General features: G+C 74.5%; 14 protein-coding genes. 5 read left to right on the forward strand and 9 right to left on the reverse strand.

Features of this window, described 5'->3' with window-relative positions; all coding sequences use genetic code 11:
- The 3 genes from E1300_RS39475 to E1300_RS39485 form a co-directional block, all read right to left on the reverse strand.
- On the reverse strand, window positions 1-1,534 hold a 1,534-nt coding region (locus E1300_RS39475), incomplete at its 3' end, for a WXG100 family type VII secretion target (protein WP_370785678.1).
- A gap of 8 nt (window positions 1,535-1,542) precedes the next feature.
- Complete coding sequence (locus tag E1300_RS39480; protein WP_131762295.1) at window positions 1,543-1,848, reverse strand: WXG100 family type VII secretion target; 306 nt, start codon at window positions 1,846-1,848, stop codon at window positions 1,543-1,545.
- A complete protein-coding gene (locus E1300_RS39485) occupies window positions 1,845-2,246 on the reverse strand; it encodes a YbaB/EbfC family nucleoid-associated protein (protein ID WP_165503197.1) in 402 nt (133 codons plus the stop codon). The genes E1300_RS39480 and E1300_RS39485 overlap by 4 nt, the downstream gene beginning before the upstream one ends.
- A gap of 255 nt (window positions 2,247-2,501) precedes the next feature.
- Between E1300_RS39485 and E1300_RS39490 the strand changes: the two genes are divergently transcribed.
- Window positions 2,502-2,750, forward strand: a complete 249-nt coding sequence (locus E1300_RS39490) for a hypothetical protein (RefSeq protein ID WP_131762299.1) — start codon at window positions 2,502-2,504, stop codon at window positions 2,748-2,750.
- A gap of 214 nt (window positions 2,751-2,964) precedes the next feature.
- Here the strand turns inward: E1300_RS39490 and E1300_RS39495 are convergent, their stop codons facing one another.
- Entirely contained in the window at window positions 2,965-3,738 is a 774-nt protein-coding gene (locus E1300_RS39495; RefSeq protein WP_131762301.1) for a hypothetical protein, read from the reverse strand.
- A gap of 1,174 nt (window positions 3,739-4,912) precedes the next feature.
- Here E1300_RS39495 and E1300_RS39500 point away from each other — a divergent pair.
- Both E1300_RS39500 and E1300_RS39505 read left to right on the forward strand, forming a co-directional pair.
- Window positions 4,913-6,256, forward strand: coding sequence for a MinD/ParA family ATP-binding protein (locus E1300_RS39500; protein ID WP_131762303.1), 1,344 nt, complete (start codon window positions 4,913-4,915; stop codon window positions 6,254-6,256).
- Window positions 6,253-6,813, forward strand: a complete 561-nt coding sequence (locus tag E1300_RS39505) for a hypothetical protein (RefSeq protein ID WP_242619681.1) — start codon at window positions 6,253-6,255, stop codon at window positions 6,811-6,813. The genes E1300_RS39500 and E1300_RS39505 overlap by 4 nt, the downstream gene beginning before the upstream one ends.
- Window positions 6,814-6,928: 115 nt before the next feature.
- On the opposite strand, the gene E1300_RS39510 is transcribed toward E1300_RS39505, so the two are convergent.
- The 4 genes from E1300_RS39510 to E1300_RS39520 all read right to left on the reverse strand — a co-directional run bounded on the left by E1300_RS39510 (window position 6,929) and on the right by E1300_RS39520 (window position 10,368).
- Window positions 6,929-8,350 (reverse strand): DUF1266 domain-containing protein, encoded by a 1,422-nt coding sequence (locus E1300_RS39510; protein ID WP_131762305.1) that lies wholly within the window; start codon window positions 8,348-8,350, stop codon window positions 6,929-6,931.
- Window positions 8,351-8,383: 33 nt separating this feature from the next.
- On the reverse strand, window positions 8,384-8,560 hold the full coding sequence (locus E1300_RS50680; protein ID WP_165503198.1) for a hypothetical protein: 177 nt from the start codon (window positions 8,558-8,560) through the stop codon (window positions 8,384-8,386).
- 4 nt (window positions 8,561-8,564) lie between these two features.
- Window positions 8,565-9,299: a VC0807 family protein gene (locus E1300_RS39515; protein WP_131762307.1), complete on the reverse strand. Its 735-nt coding sequence runs from the start codon at window positions 9,297-9,299 to the stop codon at window positions 8,565-8,567.
- A gap of 127 nt (window positions 9,300-9,426) precedes the next feature.
- Window positions 9,427-10,368 (reverse strand): DUF6177 family protein, encoded by a 942-nt coding sequence (locus E1300_RS39520; RefSeq protein WP_242619682.1) that lies wholly within the window; start codon window positions 10,366-10,368, stop codon window positions 9,427-9,429.
- A gap of 114 nt (window positions 10,369-10,482) precedes the next feature.
- Between E1300_RS39520 and E1300_RS39525 the strand changes: the two genes are divergently transcribed.
- Both E1300_RS39525 and E1300_RS39530 read left to right on the forward strand, forming a co-directional pair.
- Entirely contained in the window at window positions 10,483-11,931 is a 1,449-nt protein-coding gene (locus E1300_RS39525) for an LCP family protein (protein ID WP_131762309.1), read from the forward strand.
- Between the two features lie 201 nt (window positions 11,932-12,132).
- Complete coding sequence (locus tag E1300_RS39530; RefSeq protein WP_131762311.1) at window positions 12,133-13,257, forward strand: glycosyltransferase; 1,125 nt, start codon at window positions 12,133-12,135, stop codon at window positions 13,255-13,257.
- A 48-nt stretch (window positions 13,258-13,305) separates the two neighbouring features.
- Here the strand turns inward: E1300_RS39530 and E1300_RS39535 are convergent, their stop codons facing one another.
- Complete coding sequence (locus E1300_RS39535) at window positions 13,306-14,199, reverse strand: hypothetical protein (RefSeq protein WP_131762313.1); 894 nt, start codon at window positions 14,197-14,199, stop codon at window positions 13,306-13,308.
- Between the last annotated feature and the right edge of the window lie 145 nt (window positions 14,200-14,344).

The following is a 14,344-nucleotide window of genomic DNA, read 5'->3' on the forward strand; positions in this document are numbered from 1 at the left end:
CCGCGCCGGTCGGGGCCGCGCCGCCCATGGGGGCCGTGCCGCCCATCGGAGCCGCGCCGGACGAGCCGCCGCTCGGTGAGGAGCCGCCGGGCGAGCCGCCGTCGCCGCCGGAGCCCATGGAGGGGGAGCCGCCGCCGAAGCTGGACGGGCTGCCGCCGAAGCCGCCACCGGACGAGGAGTCACCACCCGCGGACGCCAGGGACGCGCCTCCGCCGGACGAGTGCGAGCCTCCGCCGCCGTCTCCGAGCAGGTTCGCGATGCGGTTGCCTCCGCCGGACGAGTGCGAGCCGCCGCCGTCCGAGCCGCCGCCGGAGGAGCTTCCGCCCCCAGAGGAGTGCGAACCGCCGCCGGAGGACGACCCGCCAGAGGAATGGGAGCCGCCACCGTCCGAGCCGCCGCCGGAGGAGCTCCCGCCCCCGGTGGAATGCGAGCCTCCGCCAGAGGACGAGCCGCCCGAAGAGTGCGAACCGCCGCCACCCGACGAACCGCCGTCGCCCCCGCCTCCGCCGTCGCCTCCACCCGTGCTCGGGCCGGAACCGGGTTCGCCACCCACCGTCGGGCCCGGGCCGCCCACCGTCGGGCCCGGGGGCGGGGAGCCGCCCGGGTCAACGGACGGGGTCGGGACGTTGAACTCCTGGAGCCCGCCCTTGCCGCCGCCGACCGCGCCGCCGAACGCGCCGGACGTGGCGCCCTTGGCGATGGCGTCCCAGGTCAGGGGGTCGCCGTGGACCGCGGCCGTGGCGACCGTGCCGGCCGCGCCGCTGATCGCCTCGGACACGCCCTCGCGGGCCATGCCCTTGAACATGCTGCCGAGCGCGGTGTCGGCCGGGCCGCCGACGCCGGGGATCTTGCCGATGCCGTGGCCGACGCCGCCGGAGATGGCGCCGCCGATGGCGCCGTCCAGGGTGGCCGAGCCGGTCTTCTTCCAGTCGACGCCGTCGCGGTTGCCCTGCGCGATCTGGACGCCCTGGACGAGGAGGTCGAGGCCGCCGCCCTGGAGCGCGCCGAACGCGGCGCCCTTGAGGACGGCGCCGAGGAAGCGCTGACCGAGGCGCTCCATGAGCTCTTTGAAGATGGTCCTGGCCGTGACCTGGGCGGCGGCCTCCACGCCCGGGATGGCGGCCGTGGACGCGCCGAACGTCTCGAACGCCGCCGCGATCAGGAAGGCGATCTCGATCGCCGTCACGATCAGCAGGGCGATGAACATGTACTTGGCGTACTCGATGTCGAGCGCGCCGGCGTCGAGGGTCTCGGCGAGCTGCCCGCAGGCCTCGGCGAGCTTGACCAGCATCTGCGGGTCGGTGTCGGTCCACTGGTCGAAGTTCTGCTTGAACTTCTCGGCGGCGCCGCTGTCGAGCGTGCTCATCACGTTCGAGGCGGTGCCGCGGAGCTGGCCGATCAGCTCATTGACGTCGGTGCCCGCGTCGCGCCAGGCGTCCGCGCAGCGGCGCATGGCCGTCTCGTCGCCCTCGGGCCAGTCGGAACCGACGATCCAGGACAGCCACTTGACCTCATCTGGGATTTCGAGACCCACGGATCAGCTCACTTCAGCCGGGAGGCGTCCTCGGCCGCCTTGTAGGTATCGGCCATCTGGTCGACGCCCTTCTTGATGCCGTCCAGGCCCTTGACGAACTGCGGGAACATCTTCAGGACGTTCGCGCTCGGCTCGCCGTAGCCCTCCTCGAACTTCTTGCCGGTCTCGTCCTGGCCCCAGCACTTGCCCTCGGCGGCGAGGGCGCTGTCCAGCCGCTGGAAGATGCCGTTGAGAGCGGTGGCGCCGTCGTGGAAGCCCTTGCCCGCGCGCTTGAGGGCCTCGGTGTCGACTTCCAGGTAGTTGTCGGCGGTCATCGGGGCAGGATCCCGAGCCGCTCGCGGACGGCCTCGATGTCGTCGGGCCGCTCGGGCAGCAGCTTGCCGAGGTCGAAGCCGGCCTCGGCGGCGCCCTCGGGCGCGAGGCCCTGCATCGCGGTGCGCATCTGCTCGGCGACCTGGCCGGACGCGTCCTTGGACGCCTCCATGATCGCCTCGGCGAGCTCCTCGGAGCCGAGCTTGCGGTACACGCGGGGGTCGAGTTCGAGGCTCGTCAGCCGGCCCTGCCGGTCGACCTTCACCTTCACGAGGCCGTCGGCGGCCTCCGCCTCGGCCTCGATGGTCTCAAGGCGGGCCTGCATCTCCTGGATCTGCTGGCGCTTCTCCTGGTACGTCCTCAGGAGATCATCGATATGCGCCTGCCACTCAGCGCGCACGGGAACCCCTCTGTTCGTCGGGAGCTGATCGAGCCCGCGACCGCGCACGATCACAGACACAGGGATTGATCATTTATATGGCTTTTAGGTGTCCTTTGGCAACCCATTCCGCTATATCCACGGCGGGTGGGTTCCGTCACCTACGGTGTGGAACACTTCGGAAGGCCGTGAACGGCCCAGGCCGCGCGGCCGCGACGGAACGGCAGGAGGGTGCGGCGAACGATGCGCAGGAGACCGAGTATCTGTGACGCCTGCGTGCGTCTTCAGCAGCGGGCCAATCCCGACGCGAAGACGTCCATGGACACCTGGATCCCGTACTGCGACGCGTTCCCCGAGCGCGTCCCGTCCGAGATCTACGTGGGCGGGTTCGACCACAGGCAGCCTTTCGAGGGCGACGGCGGGATCCGGTTCGAGCAGCGGCCCGGCGGCGAGCGCGCCCTCGCCGCGTACGAGTCCTCGCTCGCCCGGCGGCAGCAGCGCGCCGAGCGCGACCAGAAGTCCTGAGCACCCGCGCCGAGGGCTCCGAGCCCGAGCGCTGAGCGCCCTCCCTCGCGGCGGACCGTGAGTCGAAGGGCCGACTGCCGGCCGCGCCGGGCTCCGAGGCCATGAGCCGAGTGTCCGGCGGGGACGGGGGAGTGTCCGTCCGCCCATCGTCCCCGCCGTTCATCGCCGCCGTGGCCGCCACCGTGGGTCGCCGCTGTGGGCGCGCCGGTCGCCGTCAGCTCGTGAAGAGCATCGTGTTGGTGATCTCGACGCCGAGCTCGCCGGCGGTGGCGAACACCGAGCCGGTGCGGCCGCCGGTCGGGCCGCCGTTCGACCAGTACGACTGCGCGTAGACGACGTTCGAGCCGTGCGTCCAGGTGCGCGTCCAGTAGGCGGGGTCGGAGCGGGGCTGCGGGAGCCCGCTGGCGTCGGACGGGGTGAGCAGCTTCGGCCAGCCGCTCTGCGTCGTCACGTTGCTGATGCTGCTCGCCGCGGACGGGCTCGCGAACTTCGCGATCGAGATGACCGTCATGATCTGCTTCGACGGGCTCGCGTACACCGCCGAGTACATGCTCCCGATGCACGGGTGCGTGCGCAGCGCCGACAGCAGCTTCGTGTTGGCGCGGGTGATGCAGGACTCCGTGCGGGTGCCGGCGCGGGTGAACGTGTTGCCCTTCGCCGTCTCGATCGTCGCCGACAGCAGGCTCGTCGGGTCCGAGGTCGTCCCGCCGGTGGACGTCGTCGGCGTCGGCTCGACGGACGGCGGCGTGTACGGCGAGCGGGTCGTGTAGGTCGGGAAGGCCACCGAGCCGCGGTCGTCGCCGTCGTCGCGCAGCACGACGAAGGCGAGGACGCCCACGACGGCGAGCACACCGACCACGCCGATGATCAGCAGCGGGACGAGCGGGCCTCCGCCGCCGCGCCTGGGCGGGGGCGGGAAGACGGGGCCGCCGGGCAGTGGCGCACCCGGTAACGGGGGGCCGGGCAGGGGCGGGCGCGGCCCGCCCACCGGTGCCGCCGGCGGTGCCGGAGGCGGGGCGGCAGGCGCGGCCGGCGGCGGGAATCCCGGCTGGCCAGGTGGCTGACCGGGCCATTCAGGGGGGTTCATGATCGCTCCGGGCGGTTTCCATGCGGGGTGCCGATGAGGTCCGGCAAGAGTAGCGGGGAGGTCGTGGTGATTTCAGGGGATATTGCCTGTTCGTCGCCGTCTGTGCCGGTGAGCCCGGTGAGCGGCGGACCGTCCGAGCCGCGTCCTAGGGTGGGGGGAGGCGGCTCTCCCGCCGTCCGCGGTGCGTGATGCGACGCGTGTCTCGTAGGCTTGCCGGGGAGAGGGGAGGCAGGTGTCCGACTCGAGCTGGCAGCAGGCCGTGCTGCGCGACATAGGCGTTTCCCGGCGGGGATTCCAGGTGCTCGACGCGACGCCTTCCGGCGCCGACCAGGGAGGCTGGGGCGCCGAGGCGCCGCCCCGGCCCACGTCCGACCGCCCGCCCGCCCCGGCCCCCGCGCACCCCACCCCGGACACGTCGCCCCGCCCGTCTCCAGCGCCATCCGTAAACACCCCCGCGCCGTCCGCGAACGCCCCTTCGCCCGCCAACGCGCCCGCGAACGCCCCCGCGCCGGTCAACGCCCCCGCGCCCCCCGTGAACGCCCCCGCGCCCGCGTCGCCGGCGAACGCTCCCTCGCAGGTCAACGCCCCCGCGCCCGCAAACGCCCCCGCGCCCGCAAACGCGTCCGCGTCCGCGAACCCGTCTCAGCCCCTGAGCCCACCCGCGCCTCTAAGCGCGTCCCAGCCCGCGCACTCGCCCGCGCCCGTGAGCTCGGCTGCGCCCGCGGATCCCTCCGCCTACGCGAACCCGTCCGCCTCCTCGCCTTCCTCCGGTTTCGCCGATCCGTCGGCTTCCGCGAACCCGTCTACTTCCGCGCCCTCCTCCGGTTTCGCTGACCCGTCCGCTTCCGCGAATCCATCCGCTTCCGCGTCGCCCTCTGGCTTCGCTGACCCCTCCACCTCTGCGCCTTCCTCTGGCTTCGTTGACCCTTCTGCATCGGCGGATCCCTCTGCGTCGGGCGGCGTGCCCGCTTCCGGCGACCCGGCCGTTCCGGGGCCCGCTGACGTGTCGGGGGCGCCGGTGTTTCCGCCGTCCGCCCAGGCTGCGCAGGTTGCGGCTGCCGATGCCGCGGCGTCGGTGTGGGCTGCGGAGGCGCCTACCGAGCAGTCCGCGGCGCAGCGGGCGGCGGCCGAGCGGGCGGCGGCGCAGGAGGCCCTCGTGCAGGAGGCGGCGGCGCAGGAGGCGGCGGCGCAGCAGGTCGTGGCTCAGCAGGCCGCCGCGCAGCAGGCCGCTCAGCAGGCGGCCGTCCCGCAGTCTCCGGACGCGTCCGGCTTTCCGCAGCCGCCCGACGTGCCGGCCGAGCCGCAGACGGTCAATCCGCTGGTCACGTCCGACTTCGACTGGGAGGTGGCGGTCAACCCCGTGCTCGGCGCGGTGCCGCCGGCCGCCGGATCGGGTGGGCAGCCCTCCGCGCAGGGGACGCAGGGCGGCGGTTCGGAGCGGTCCGGCGGATACGCGGCGGCTCCGGTGCCGCCGTCGCCCGTGCAGCCGGTCGCGCCCGAGCAGGGGCCCGGCGGGGCGATCCCGGCCGAGGACCTCGTCCGCAAGAACCAGCACGGCGACGCGCTCGGACGCCGGATGGCCCGGGGTGTGGGCCGGGCGGTGGGCGGCGGGGCCCGGCAGGCCAGGGAGCTCGCCGCGTTCGCCGATCTGATGCGGTCGTCGGTGCCGAGCAGCAGGCAGATCGCCATCGCCAGCGTCCGCGGCGGCGCGGGGAAGACGACGATGGCCGCGCTCGTGGCGACGGAGCTGGCCCGGCACCGCGCCGACCGGGTGCTGGCGGCGGACGCCGACGCCGAGCTGGGCTCGCTGCCGCTGCGCCTCGGCGTCCGCTCGCAGCTCTCGCTGTTCGACCTGGTCGCGCACAACCCGCACTCGTTCGAGGACGCGGCGCGGTTCCTGTCGCGCACCCCGGAGGGCCTGTTCGTGCTGTCGTCCACGCGGGGCGGGCGCATCGCCGGGGAGTTCACCCTGGAGACGTTCGAGAGCGCCCTCGGCATGGTCAGCCGGTACGTGGCCGCCACGGTCGTCGACTGCGGCGCGGGCATCCTGACCGAGCTGAACCGCGGGGTGATCGCGTCCTCGCACGGGCTGGTGCTCGTGACGCCCGGCACGGTCGACGGTGCGCTGAGCGCGCGCGGGGCGCTGGAGTGGTTCGCCGCGAACAACCAGCAGGCGCTGCTGCCCCGGACGGTCATCGCGATGGTGTCGCACGCCCCGCAGGTGGGCGCCGACCTGGGGCGGGCCCAGCAGATGCTGACCGCGTGGGGGCTGCCCGTCGTGTCCGTCCCGTACGACCGGCACCTGGCCACCGGCAGCTCGCTGGACATGAACAGGATCTCCGCCGCCGCCCGGTCCGCGGTCCTCCGCGTGGTGCACGAGGTCTTCTCGCGCTCGCTCTCCGCCGGGGCGGGCCGATGAGCAGCGACCTGGTCGCGCTGGTGCGCCGCCGCCCGGACGTGCACGCCGTCGCCGACGGCATGATCGCCATGGGGGAGCCGCTGGAGCTGCGCGGCGGCGAGCCCGAGCCGACCCGGCTGTACGACGCCGAGGGACGGCTGCTCGTCTCGATCGAGGACGCCGTGCAGGTGTCGGTGCAGGGCGAGATCGGGCGGCTGCTGGGCCCCGAGTTCGCGGCGCGGGTCGTCGCGCCCGTCTGGTGGGTGGACGTCCGGGCCGTCGCGGACGTGCCCGACGCGCTGCGGGTCGCGCGGAAGTTCGCCGACTCGCTCGTGCACTGGCTCGGCGGGGTCGTCTATCCCGACGGTGCGAGCGAGGCGCCCGCCCGGAGCTGGAGGGCGCCGGAGGCGGCGGGCAATCCCGGGACGACGGGCGGTCCGGGCATGACGGGCGGGCCCGGTATGACGGGTGGTCCGGGCATGACGGGCGCTCCTCAGGGTGGTGCGCCGGGTGCCGCTCCCGGTGCCCAGGGAACTGCCGACGGCGCCGCCTATCACGGCGGGGTCATCGGCGGTTGAGCCATTCCCGTGGCCCTTCCCCGGCCATTCTTTGCGCTATACACGGCCATTCTGGGAGTGTCTCGCGAGGCTCTTCCGGGGGCGCCGCTGATCGATCAAGGAGAAAGGGCCGCGGTCACGGCCAGTCGCGGGTGAGGTCGAGGTCCCACGGGACGAGGTTCCAGGGGCTGCGCGGGTCGGCGGCCAGCCGGTCGACGAGGCGCTCGTACTCGGCCTGCGCGTCGCCGCCGCCGGACCACAGCAGCCGGCCCTGGAGGTAGCAGGTCGCCATGTCCCGCCAGGACGTGTACCGGCGCTGGACGTCCAGCGCCAGCGGCAGCATGCGCTCCCAGCAGTACTCCTCGGTGAGCCAGCCGGCCATGTGGCCCCACCGGTAGAGCATCAGCGCGCGGCTGTAGTCCCAGATCAGGAACCGGCCGACGTTGGCGCGCAGCGCCGGGTCGGCCAGCGCCTCCAGCCGGTGCGCCTCCTCGGCGGCGTGGTCGCGGTCGTTGAACAGCCGGTGCAGGAACTGGCCGAGCTCGGCGCCCTCCTCGCTGGCGTCCGCGCCGGCCTCGTCGCGCAGCAGCGGCGGGACGAGCCGGGCGTACACCGGGCCCGCGTCGCCGTAGCGGACCCGGACCAGCTCGATCAGCCGCTCGACGAACGGCGGCTCCAGCCGGTCGGCGGCGATGAGCCCGTCGACCTCGCGGAGCAGCGCGGTGTACTCGGCCAGCGCGGCGGGCGGGCGGGCGGCGAGGTCGGCGTCCCGCGCGAAGTCGGCGCGGTGCCCGTCCTGGACGAGCCAGTTGACGGCGCCGAGGAGCTGTTCGAGGTCGTAGACGCCCCAGGGTTCGCGGAGCAGCTCGTGGGCGGTGCGGCGGTCGTCGGCGGCGTGCTCGCCGGCGCCGGTGCCGAGCCGGTCGAGCCGGAACCCGTTGATCGCGCCGTAGGGGGCGCCCGCGCCGATGATCCACCGCTGTACCGGGGTCAGGGCGCCGCCGTGGGCGAGGACGCGGGGCAGGTCGGGCGCGGAGATCAGCTCCCACAGCAGCCGCTGGAACTCGGCGGCCTGCCGCGCCTCGCTCCGGAAGAACCCGGCGAGCTGCGTGCGCAGCGCGGGGTGCCGGACGCACAGGCGGCGGAAGAACCGGCCGTTCTTCCACACGAGGTGCTCGGGGCGCAGGTCGCCGAACGGGATCCGGGTGCGGCGGTGGACGAGCGTCCGCTCCCCGAACCGCAGTTCGATGTCGGGCCACAGCGCGGGGAGCGGGGTGAAGCGCAGCAGCAGGACGTAGCCGATGACCAGGACGAGCAGCGCGGCGCCCGGTGCGAGCAGCCACCGCGCCTCGTCCTGGAGGCCGGTGAGCGACAGGACCGCGCCGGACAGCAGCAGGCCGACGCCGGCGGCGCCGAAGGCCACGAACCAGCCGGCCGCGAGGACCAGGGACCCGTCGACGCGGAGGACGGCCTCGTCGCCGTCGAACTCCAGCATCCCTTCGGAGAGCGTCCCCTCGACGGCCCGCTCGAGCGCGTCGAGCTGGCCGGCCTGATCCATGGGCAGGACCGTACCCCATCCCTTATGCAGAGATCATCCGTCCAAGGGGTCGTCTGCCGTGGCGAGGGCGTCGAAGGCCGCTATCGCCAGCCATGTCCCGTCCGGGAGTTCCGTGACGATGCCATGGGACAGGAGGTCGAGCGCGCGGACCGGGTCCGGCTCGTCGGAGAGGCCGAACCCGGCGACGGCGATGCAGAACGCCGCGTCCACCGATTCAGGCGGCCAGGACGGGCGGAGCGGCGGCGGTCGCCGGGGCGCAGGGCTCCTCGGTGCGCGTCTCTCCGGCGCGGACCTCCTCGTCCACGAGCCTCTTCATCGGCTCGGCCGCGACACCGTTGCCGGCCAGGGCCGCGGCGGCGAGGGCGGCGACGAGGATGACGGCGCCGAGCCAGGCCATGGTCTCGACGGGGACGGTGTAGGCGCCGACCGTCCGGACGGCGCATTCGGCCAGGAGGGTGCCGCCCCACAGCACGCTGAACCGCCGCTCCAGGGTTCGGAAGCGGGCCGAGCCGGCGCGCAGCCGGGCCCACGCGGCGGTGCGGGCGGCGTCGCCCCGGGTGATGAACGGTTCGAGGCCGGCGGTCATCAGCGGACGGGGGCCGAGCGCCGACAGCAGGACGGTCAGCCCGATGACGCTGCTGACCCCCGAGTCCTTGGCGATCATGAGGCGGGGGTCGCCGGTGACGAAGCTCAGCGCGATCCCGGCGAGGTTCACCGCGAGCATCAGCCCGGCGAGCCCGTTGACCGAGCGTCTCAGCGCGGCGGCGGCGACCGTCCGCACGGCGGGGATCACGCTGCCGAGGACCAGCGAGGTCATGAGGTCCAGGCCGAGGCCCTCGTGGGCGAGGTAGTAGATCCCCAACGGGACGGCCACGTCCACCAGCAGCGGGCGCAGTGCCTTGACCAGGTGGTTCCCCTGCGGGGCGGTGCCGTGCGCTTCCGTCGTCATTCCGATCCCTTGTCTCTCGTTCGGCTGCGTCACCAGCTTCGCGGAGAGGGGGCGGCGCCCGGCAGAGCCGTCCGTCCGGGATCGGGCAGTACGAATGTCACGGTCGGGGAGCGGACGCGGAGCGGCCTCAGGCGGACGAGAGGTGCTGCATCAGCAGGCTGTGCCGCTGCCAGCCGTCCGGGGAGCGGCCGTCGCCGAGGGGGAACAGGGTGAGGGGGCTGCGCGGCGGGCCGACGGGCTGGCCGGGGATGCCGCTCGGCCCGGCGACGGTGCCCGCGACGGCGAGCGCGACGGGGGCGGGCGCGCCGGTCCAGCGGGGCTCGGTGGTGAGGTCGGCGCGGCCGGGGGTGAGCTGCACGAACAGGGACGCGACCGGCTGCTCGGCGGCGAGCGCGCCCACGAGGGACGGCAGGTGCTGGAGGGGCGGCGGGTCCGCGGGGGCGTAGCCGATGGTGACGGTGGTGACCTCGGCGGTGCCGCCGGCCTCGGTGGTGCTGAAGTCGCAGATGGCCTGCGCGGGGCGGGGGCCGTCGCCGACGACGATGAGCCGGGCCGTGGAGCGGCCGCGCGCGTACTCGGCGAGCCGGTCGGGGCGCCAGGGGTGCTCCAGCGGCTCGGCGGGGCCGAGCCCGGCGGGGAGCTTGCCGGTGAGGAGCTGGAGGAGGCGCTCGACCGGGCCGGCGAGGTAGCCGTCGGCGGCGTGCCGCGTGCGGTAGACGAGGGTGAGCTGCGAGCCGATCGGCGCGGTGGGCCGGGTCGTGAACCCGGGGGCGTAGTCGCGCGCCTCGGGGACGGGGACGAACGTCGCGCCGCTCCACCTCAGCGGCCGTCCGGTGAGCCCCTCGTAGTAGCCGTCGCTGTTGCGGACGACCCACTGGACCTCGGCGCCCGCGGCGGCGGTGCGCAGCGGCAGGGAGAGCCGGGAGTCGAGCGGGGTGACCAGCTGGAGGGTGCGGCCGCTGCCGGCGCACTCGCCGACGATCCTGGCCAGCCAGGCGCTCAGCGGCACGACCGGGCGGTCCTGCAGCACGACCATGGCCTGGTCGGTCAGCGCGTCTACGGTGCTCATCTTCATCCGAGTCTAGTCACCCGCGGAGGACGGTCCGGAGCCCGGACGGCCCGGCCCCGACGACTTTGCCGTGACTCCGGTGGCCCCTGTCCTCTCTGTGCTGAAATGTTACGGATGCAGCGAGCCGTCGCGCCGTCCCCGGTCTACTACGCGGACGCCCCCTCCCCGCCGGAACCGCCGGCCAGGGGGCGTCTCTGGCGGGTGCTCGGGTGGGTGTCGATCGGGCTGTCGGTGCTGCTGGTCGCGGGCAGCCTCACCGCCTACGGCCTCTGGCGGCGGCTCGACGGGCAGATCGACCGCGAGAACGTGGACGACAAGCTGGGCGCGAACCGGCCCGCGAAGCTGAACAACTCGATGAACATCCTGCTGATGGGCTCCGACAGCCGCGCCGGGGAGAACGCCCGCTACGGCACGGAGGCCGGGCAGCGCTCCGACACCACGATCCTGCTGCACATCTCGCCCGGCGGCGAGCATGCGATCGGCGTCAGCTTCCCGCGCGACTCGATGGTGAGCATCCCGTCCTGCAAGCGGGCGAACGGCACCAGCACCCCCGCCCAGTTCGGAATGATCAACGCGGCGTTCTCCACCGCCGGCCCGGCCTGCACCTGGAAGACCATCGAGGCGCTCACCAAGATCCACATCGACCACTACGTCGAGGTGGACTTCGCCGGGTTCAAACGGGTCGTGGACGCGCTCGGCGGCGTCGAGATCTGCGTGCCGCGCCGCATCGACGACCCCAAGGCCGAGCTGCACCTGCGGGCCGGGCGGCAGATCGTCCACGGCGACCAGGCCCTCGGCTACGTCCGCACCCGGTACGTCCTCGGCGACGGCTCCGACCTCGACCGCATCAAGCGGCAGCAGACGTTCATGGCCTCGGTCGTCAAGAAGGCCACCGACAGGGGCATGCTCACCGACCCCGGGCGCACCTTCTCCTTCCTCTCCGCCGCCACCAAGTCGATCAAGGCGGACGACCGGTTCACGCTGTCGGTGATGCAGAAGCTCGCGGGCGGCCTCCAGGGGATGAGCGCGGGCAAGGTCCGCTTCGTGACCGTCCCGGTGGAGCCGTACCCGCAGGACAGGAACCGCGTCCAGTTCAACCAGGCGCAGGCGGAGCCGCTGTTCGCCGCGATCCGCGAGGACAACGCGCCGCCGGAGGGCGCGCCCGCGCCCGTCCCGGCGCAGCAGAACGGCACCGGGGTCCAGCCCGTCCCGCCCGCGCAGGTCAGGCTCGCCGTCTACAACGCCTCCGGGGCGGACGGGCTCGGCCAGCGGACCGCCGACCAGCTCGCCGACCGCGGCTTCCAGGTCGTCAGGGTCGCCACCCGCAAGGGCAGGCCGTTCGCGCGCACCCAGATCCTCTACGGCAGGGGCGCCGAGCGGCAGGCCGCGCGGACGGCGATCGCCGTGCCCGGGCACACGCCGCGGCCCTGGTCCGGGGCCCGCCCCGGCTACGTCTACCTCGTCATCGGCAAGGAGGGCGCGGCGCTGCGCACGCTGCCGGCCGCCGTGCCGAAAGTGGCCGGGGAGATCCGCGCCGACCAGGACGTCTGCGGCAGGGCCTAGCCGCGTCCCGGACGTTTCCTCGATGGCTCCCGTGCCGCACGGGTATCTTGGCGGCGCGCAACCATCAGTCCGACCAAAGCGTCACATGTAAGACGACATCGCCGACCAGCCTCCCCCTGACGACTCCGCCCCCCACCCCCGCCCACCGGAGCCGCTCCCCGCTTCGGGCTCCCGCCGGGCGCGTCCCCCGGAACGGATCGCATGCTGCCCGAACGCTTCACCCTCCTGATGACCGTCTACGGCGGTGATCGGGAGGAGTACGTCCGGGAGGCGTTCCGGAGCGCGGTGCACGAGCAGACGCTCCGCCCCGACCAGGTCGTGCTCGTCCAGGACGGCCCGGTCGCCCCCGGCCTTGAGGCCTGCCTGCGGGACCTCGTCGAGGACAGCCCCGTCGAGGTGACCTTCGTCCGGCTGGACGCCAACCGCGGCCTCGGCCCCGCGCTCGACGCCGGGCTCCAGGCCGCCCGCCACGACATCGTCGCGCGGATGGACGCCGACGACATCGCCATGCCGCACCGCTTCGCCGAGCAGGTCCCGCTCGTCCGGGACGGCGCGGACCTCGTCGGCGCGGGCCTGCTGGAGTTCGGCACCGACATCACCGACATCGTCGGCCGCCGCACCCCGCCCGCGGACCCCACCGACATCGCCCGCTACTCGCGGCTGCACGACCCGTTCAACCATCCGACGGTCGTCTACCGGCGCAGCGCCGTCATCGCCGCGGGCGGCTACGGCGACCTCCCGCTGATGGAGGACTACTGGCTGTTCGTCCGGATGATCGCGGGCGGCGCGCGGATCGCGAACGTCGCCGAGCCGCTGGTGTACTACCGGGTCGGCGACGGCGCCTACGAGCGGCGCGGCGGCCGCGACCTGCTGCGCTCGGAGCTGCGGCTCCAGCGCGAGATGCGCCGCGAGCGGTTCATCTCGGCGCCGCAGTACTGGCGGAACGTCGTCGTCCGGGGCGGCTACCGGTTCGTCCCTACCGCGATCCGGCGGCCCTTCTACCGGATGATCGTGGCACCGTACGGGGCGCGGCGGAACCGGTCGCGCCGCACGGCGGCCACGCCTGCGACGCCCGCGCTGCCCGCGCCGACCGCGCTGGGGACGGCGAGCACGGCGGCGCCCGGCGTCCCGATCCCCGGGAACGAGCCCTACGTCCCGCGCCACGCCCGCCCGGCGGTGCCCTACGTGCCGCAGGAGGCGCCGCCGCAACCCCTGCCGGGCACCCTGCCGCCCGCCCCGGTGGCACCGCCGCACCCCGTCCACCCGTCCGGGCCGCTCGCCCCGGGCGAGGCCCCTCCGAGCGGACGCTCGCGCCCCTCCTACTAGGGCGCACCTGGGCGCCACACAGCAGGGCGGCCGACTCCGAGACCTGCTCTACGGGACCGGGCGGGTCCAGAGGACGGGCTGGTCGTCGTTCGCGTCCGTGCTGCGCCCCACGCCGAGCAGCGTGCCCTTGAACGCGGCGAGCCCGGTGACCCGCTGGTCGCCGTCGCCGCCGAGGCCCGTGCCGCCGGGCGTCGCGGCGGTCCAGGACGCGCCGTCCGCCGAGGTGAGCGACACGACGTCCGCCGCCCCGGCCGTCCCGGACGCGCACGTGGCGGCGAACCCCTTCGGCGTCGCCGTCAACGCCGTCACGGTCAGCTTGGCGGTACCGCCCGCACCGCCCGCACCGCTGAGCCCGGACGCCTGCCGCCAGGTCTTCCCGCCGTCGGCCGACACGTAGGCGAGCCAGACCAGGCCCTGCGGCGTCGCCGCGATGCCCGCGGCGGCCAGCGTGTTCCCGCGCACGGCGACGTGCGTCAGGTGGGCCTCGGTCACGCCGGTGCCGGTCGGCAGCGGCAGTTGCTGGAGCGTCCACTTCCTGCCGTCGGACGAGCTCCACACGGAGGGGTGGTTGCCCTTGGCGTCGCGGCTGCCGCCCACGGCGACGTAGCCGAAGGAGCCGCCCACGACGTCCAGCATCCAGCGGGCCGCGCCCGGCCTGCCCTCCAGTTCCCGCTGCCCGGCGCTCGTGCCGCGCTCCCACTCCTTGAGGTCCGGCGACGTCCAGGCGGCGGCCGAGGCGCCTTCGGTGCCGACGACCACGTACCCGGCCGGGCCTGCGGCGGCCGCGTTCGTCGCCGGGATCCCGCTGCGGGTCGGCCGGAACGCGGCCGCGGAGTCGGCGGCCTGCCAGGTGGCCCCGTCCGCCGAGGTCACGACGAGCGGGCGGCGCGGCGCGGCCTGGTCGTAGCCGACCGCGAGCCAGCCGTCCTTCCCGGCCGCCACGTCGGCGAGCTGCTGCGGGCCGGGCCGGGTGAACGCCGCGCCGAGGCCCTGCGCGGGCTTCCACGCCGAGCCCCGCCGTCCGCGTGATCCGCGCCGGGGAAGGCCCGGTCACCCGCTCGGAGCAGGCCGACTACGCGGCCACGCT

Source organism: Actinomadura fibrosa (assembly GCF_900659615.1).
GTDB lineage: Bacteria > Actinomycetota > Actinomycetes > Streptosporangiales > Streptosporangiaceae > Spirillospora > Spirillospora fibrosa.

Bases quoted from the DNA above. Each gene is read 5' to 3' on its own strand.
- E1300_RS39480 (WP_131762295.1), bottom strand. From the start codon at position 1,848: ATGACCGCCGACAACTACCTGGAAGTCGACACCGAGGCCCTCAAGCGC.
- E1300_RS39525 (WP_131762309.1), top strand. From the start codon at position 10,483: ATGCAGCGAGCCGTCGCGCCGTCCCCGGTCTACTACGCGGACGCCCCC.
- E1300_RS39530 (WP_131762311.1), top strand. From the start codon at position 12,133: ATGCTGCCCGAACGCTTCACCCTCCTGATGACCGTCTACGGCGGTGAT.
- E1300_RS39515 (WP_131762307.1), bottom strand. From the start codon at position 9,299: ATGACGACGGAAGCGCACGGCACCGCCCCGCAGGGGAACCACCTGGTC.
- E1300_RS39520 (WP_242619682.1), bottom strand. From the start codon at position 10,368: ATGAGCACCGTAGACGCGCTGACCGACCAGGCCATGGTCGTGCTGCAG.
- E1300_RS39505 (WP_242619681.1), top strand. From the start codon at position 6,253: ATGAGCAGCGACCTGGTCGCGCTGGTGCGCCGCCGCCCGGACGTGCAC.
- E1300_RS39510 (WP_131762305.1), bottom strand. From the start codon at position 8,350: ATGGATCAGGCCGGCCAGCTCGACGCGCTCGAGCGGGCCGTCGAGGGG.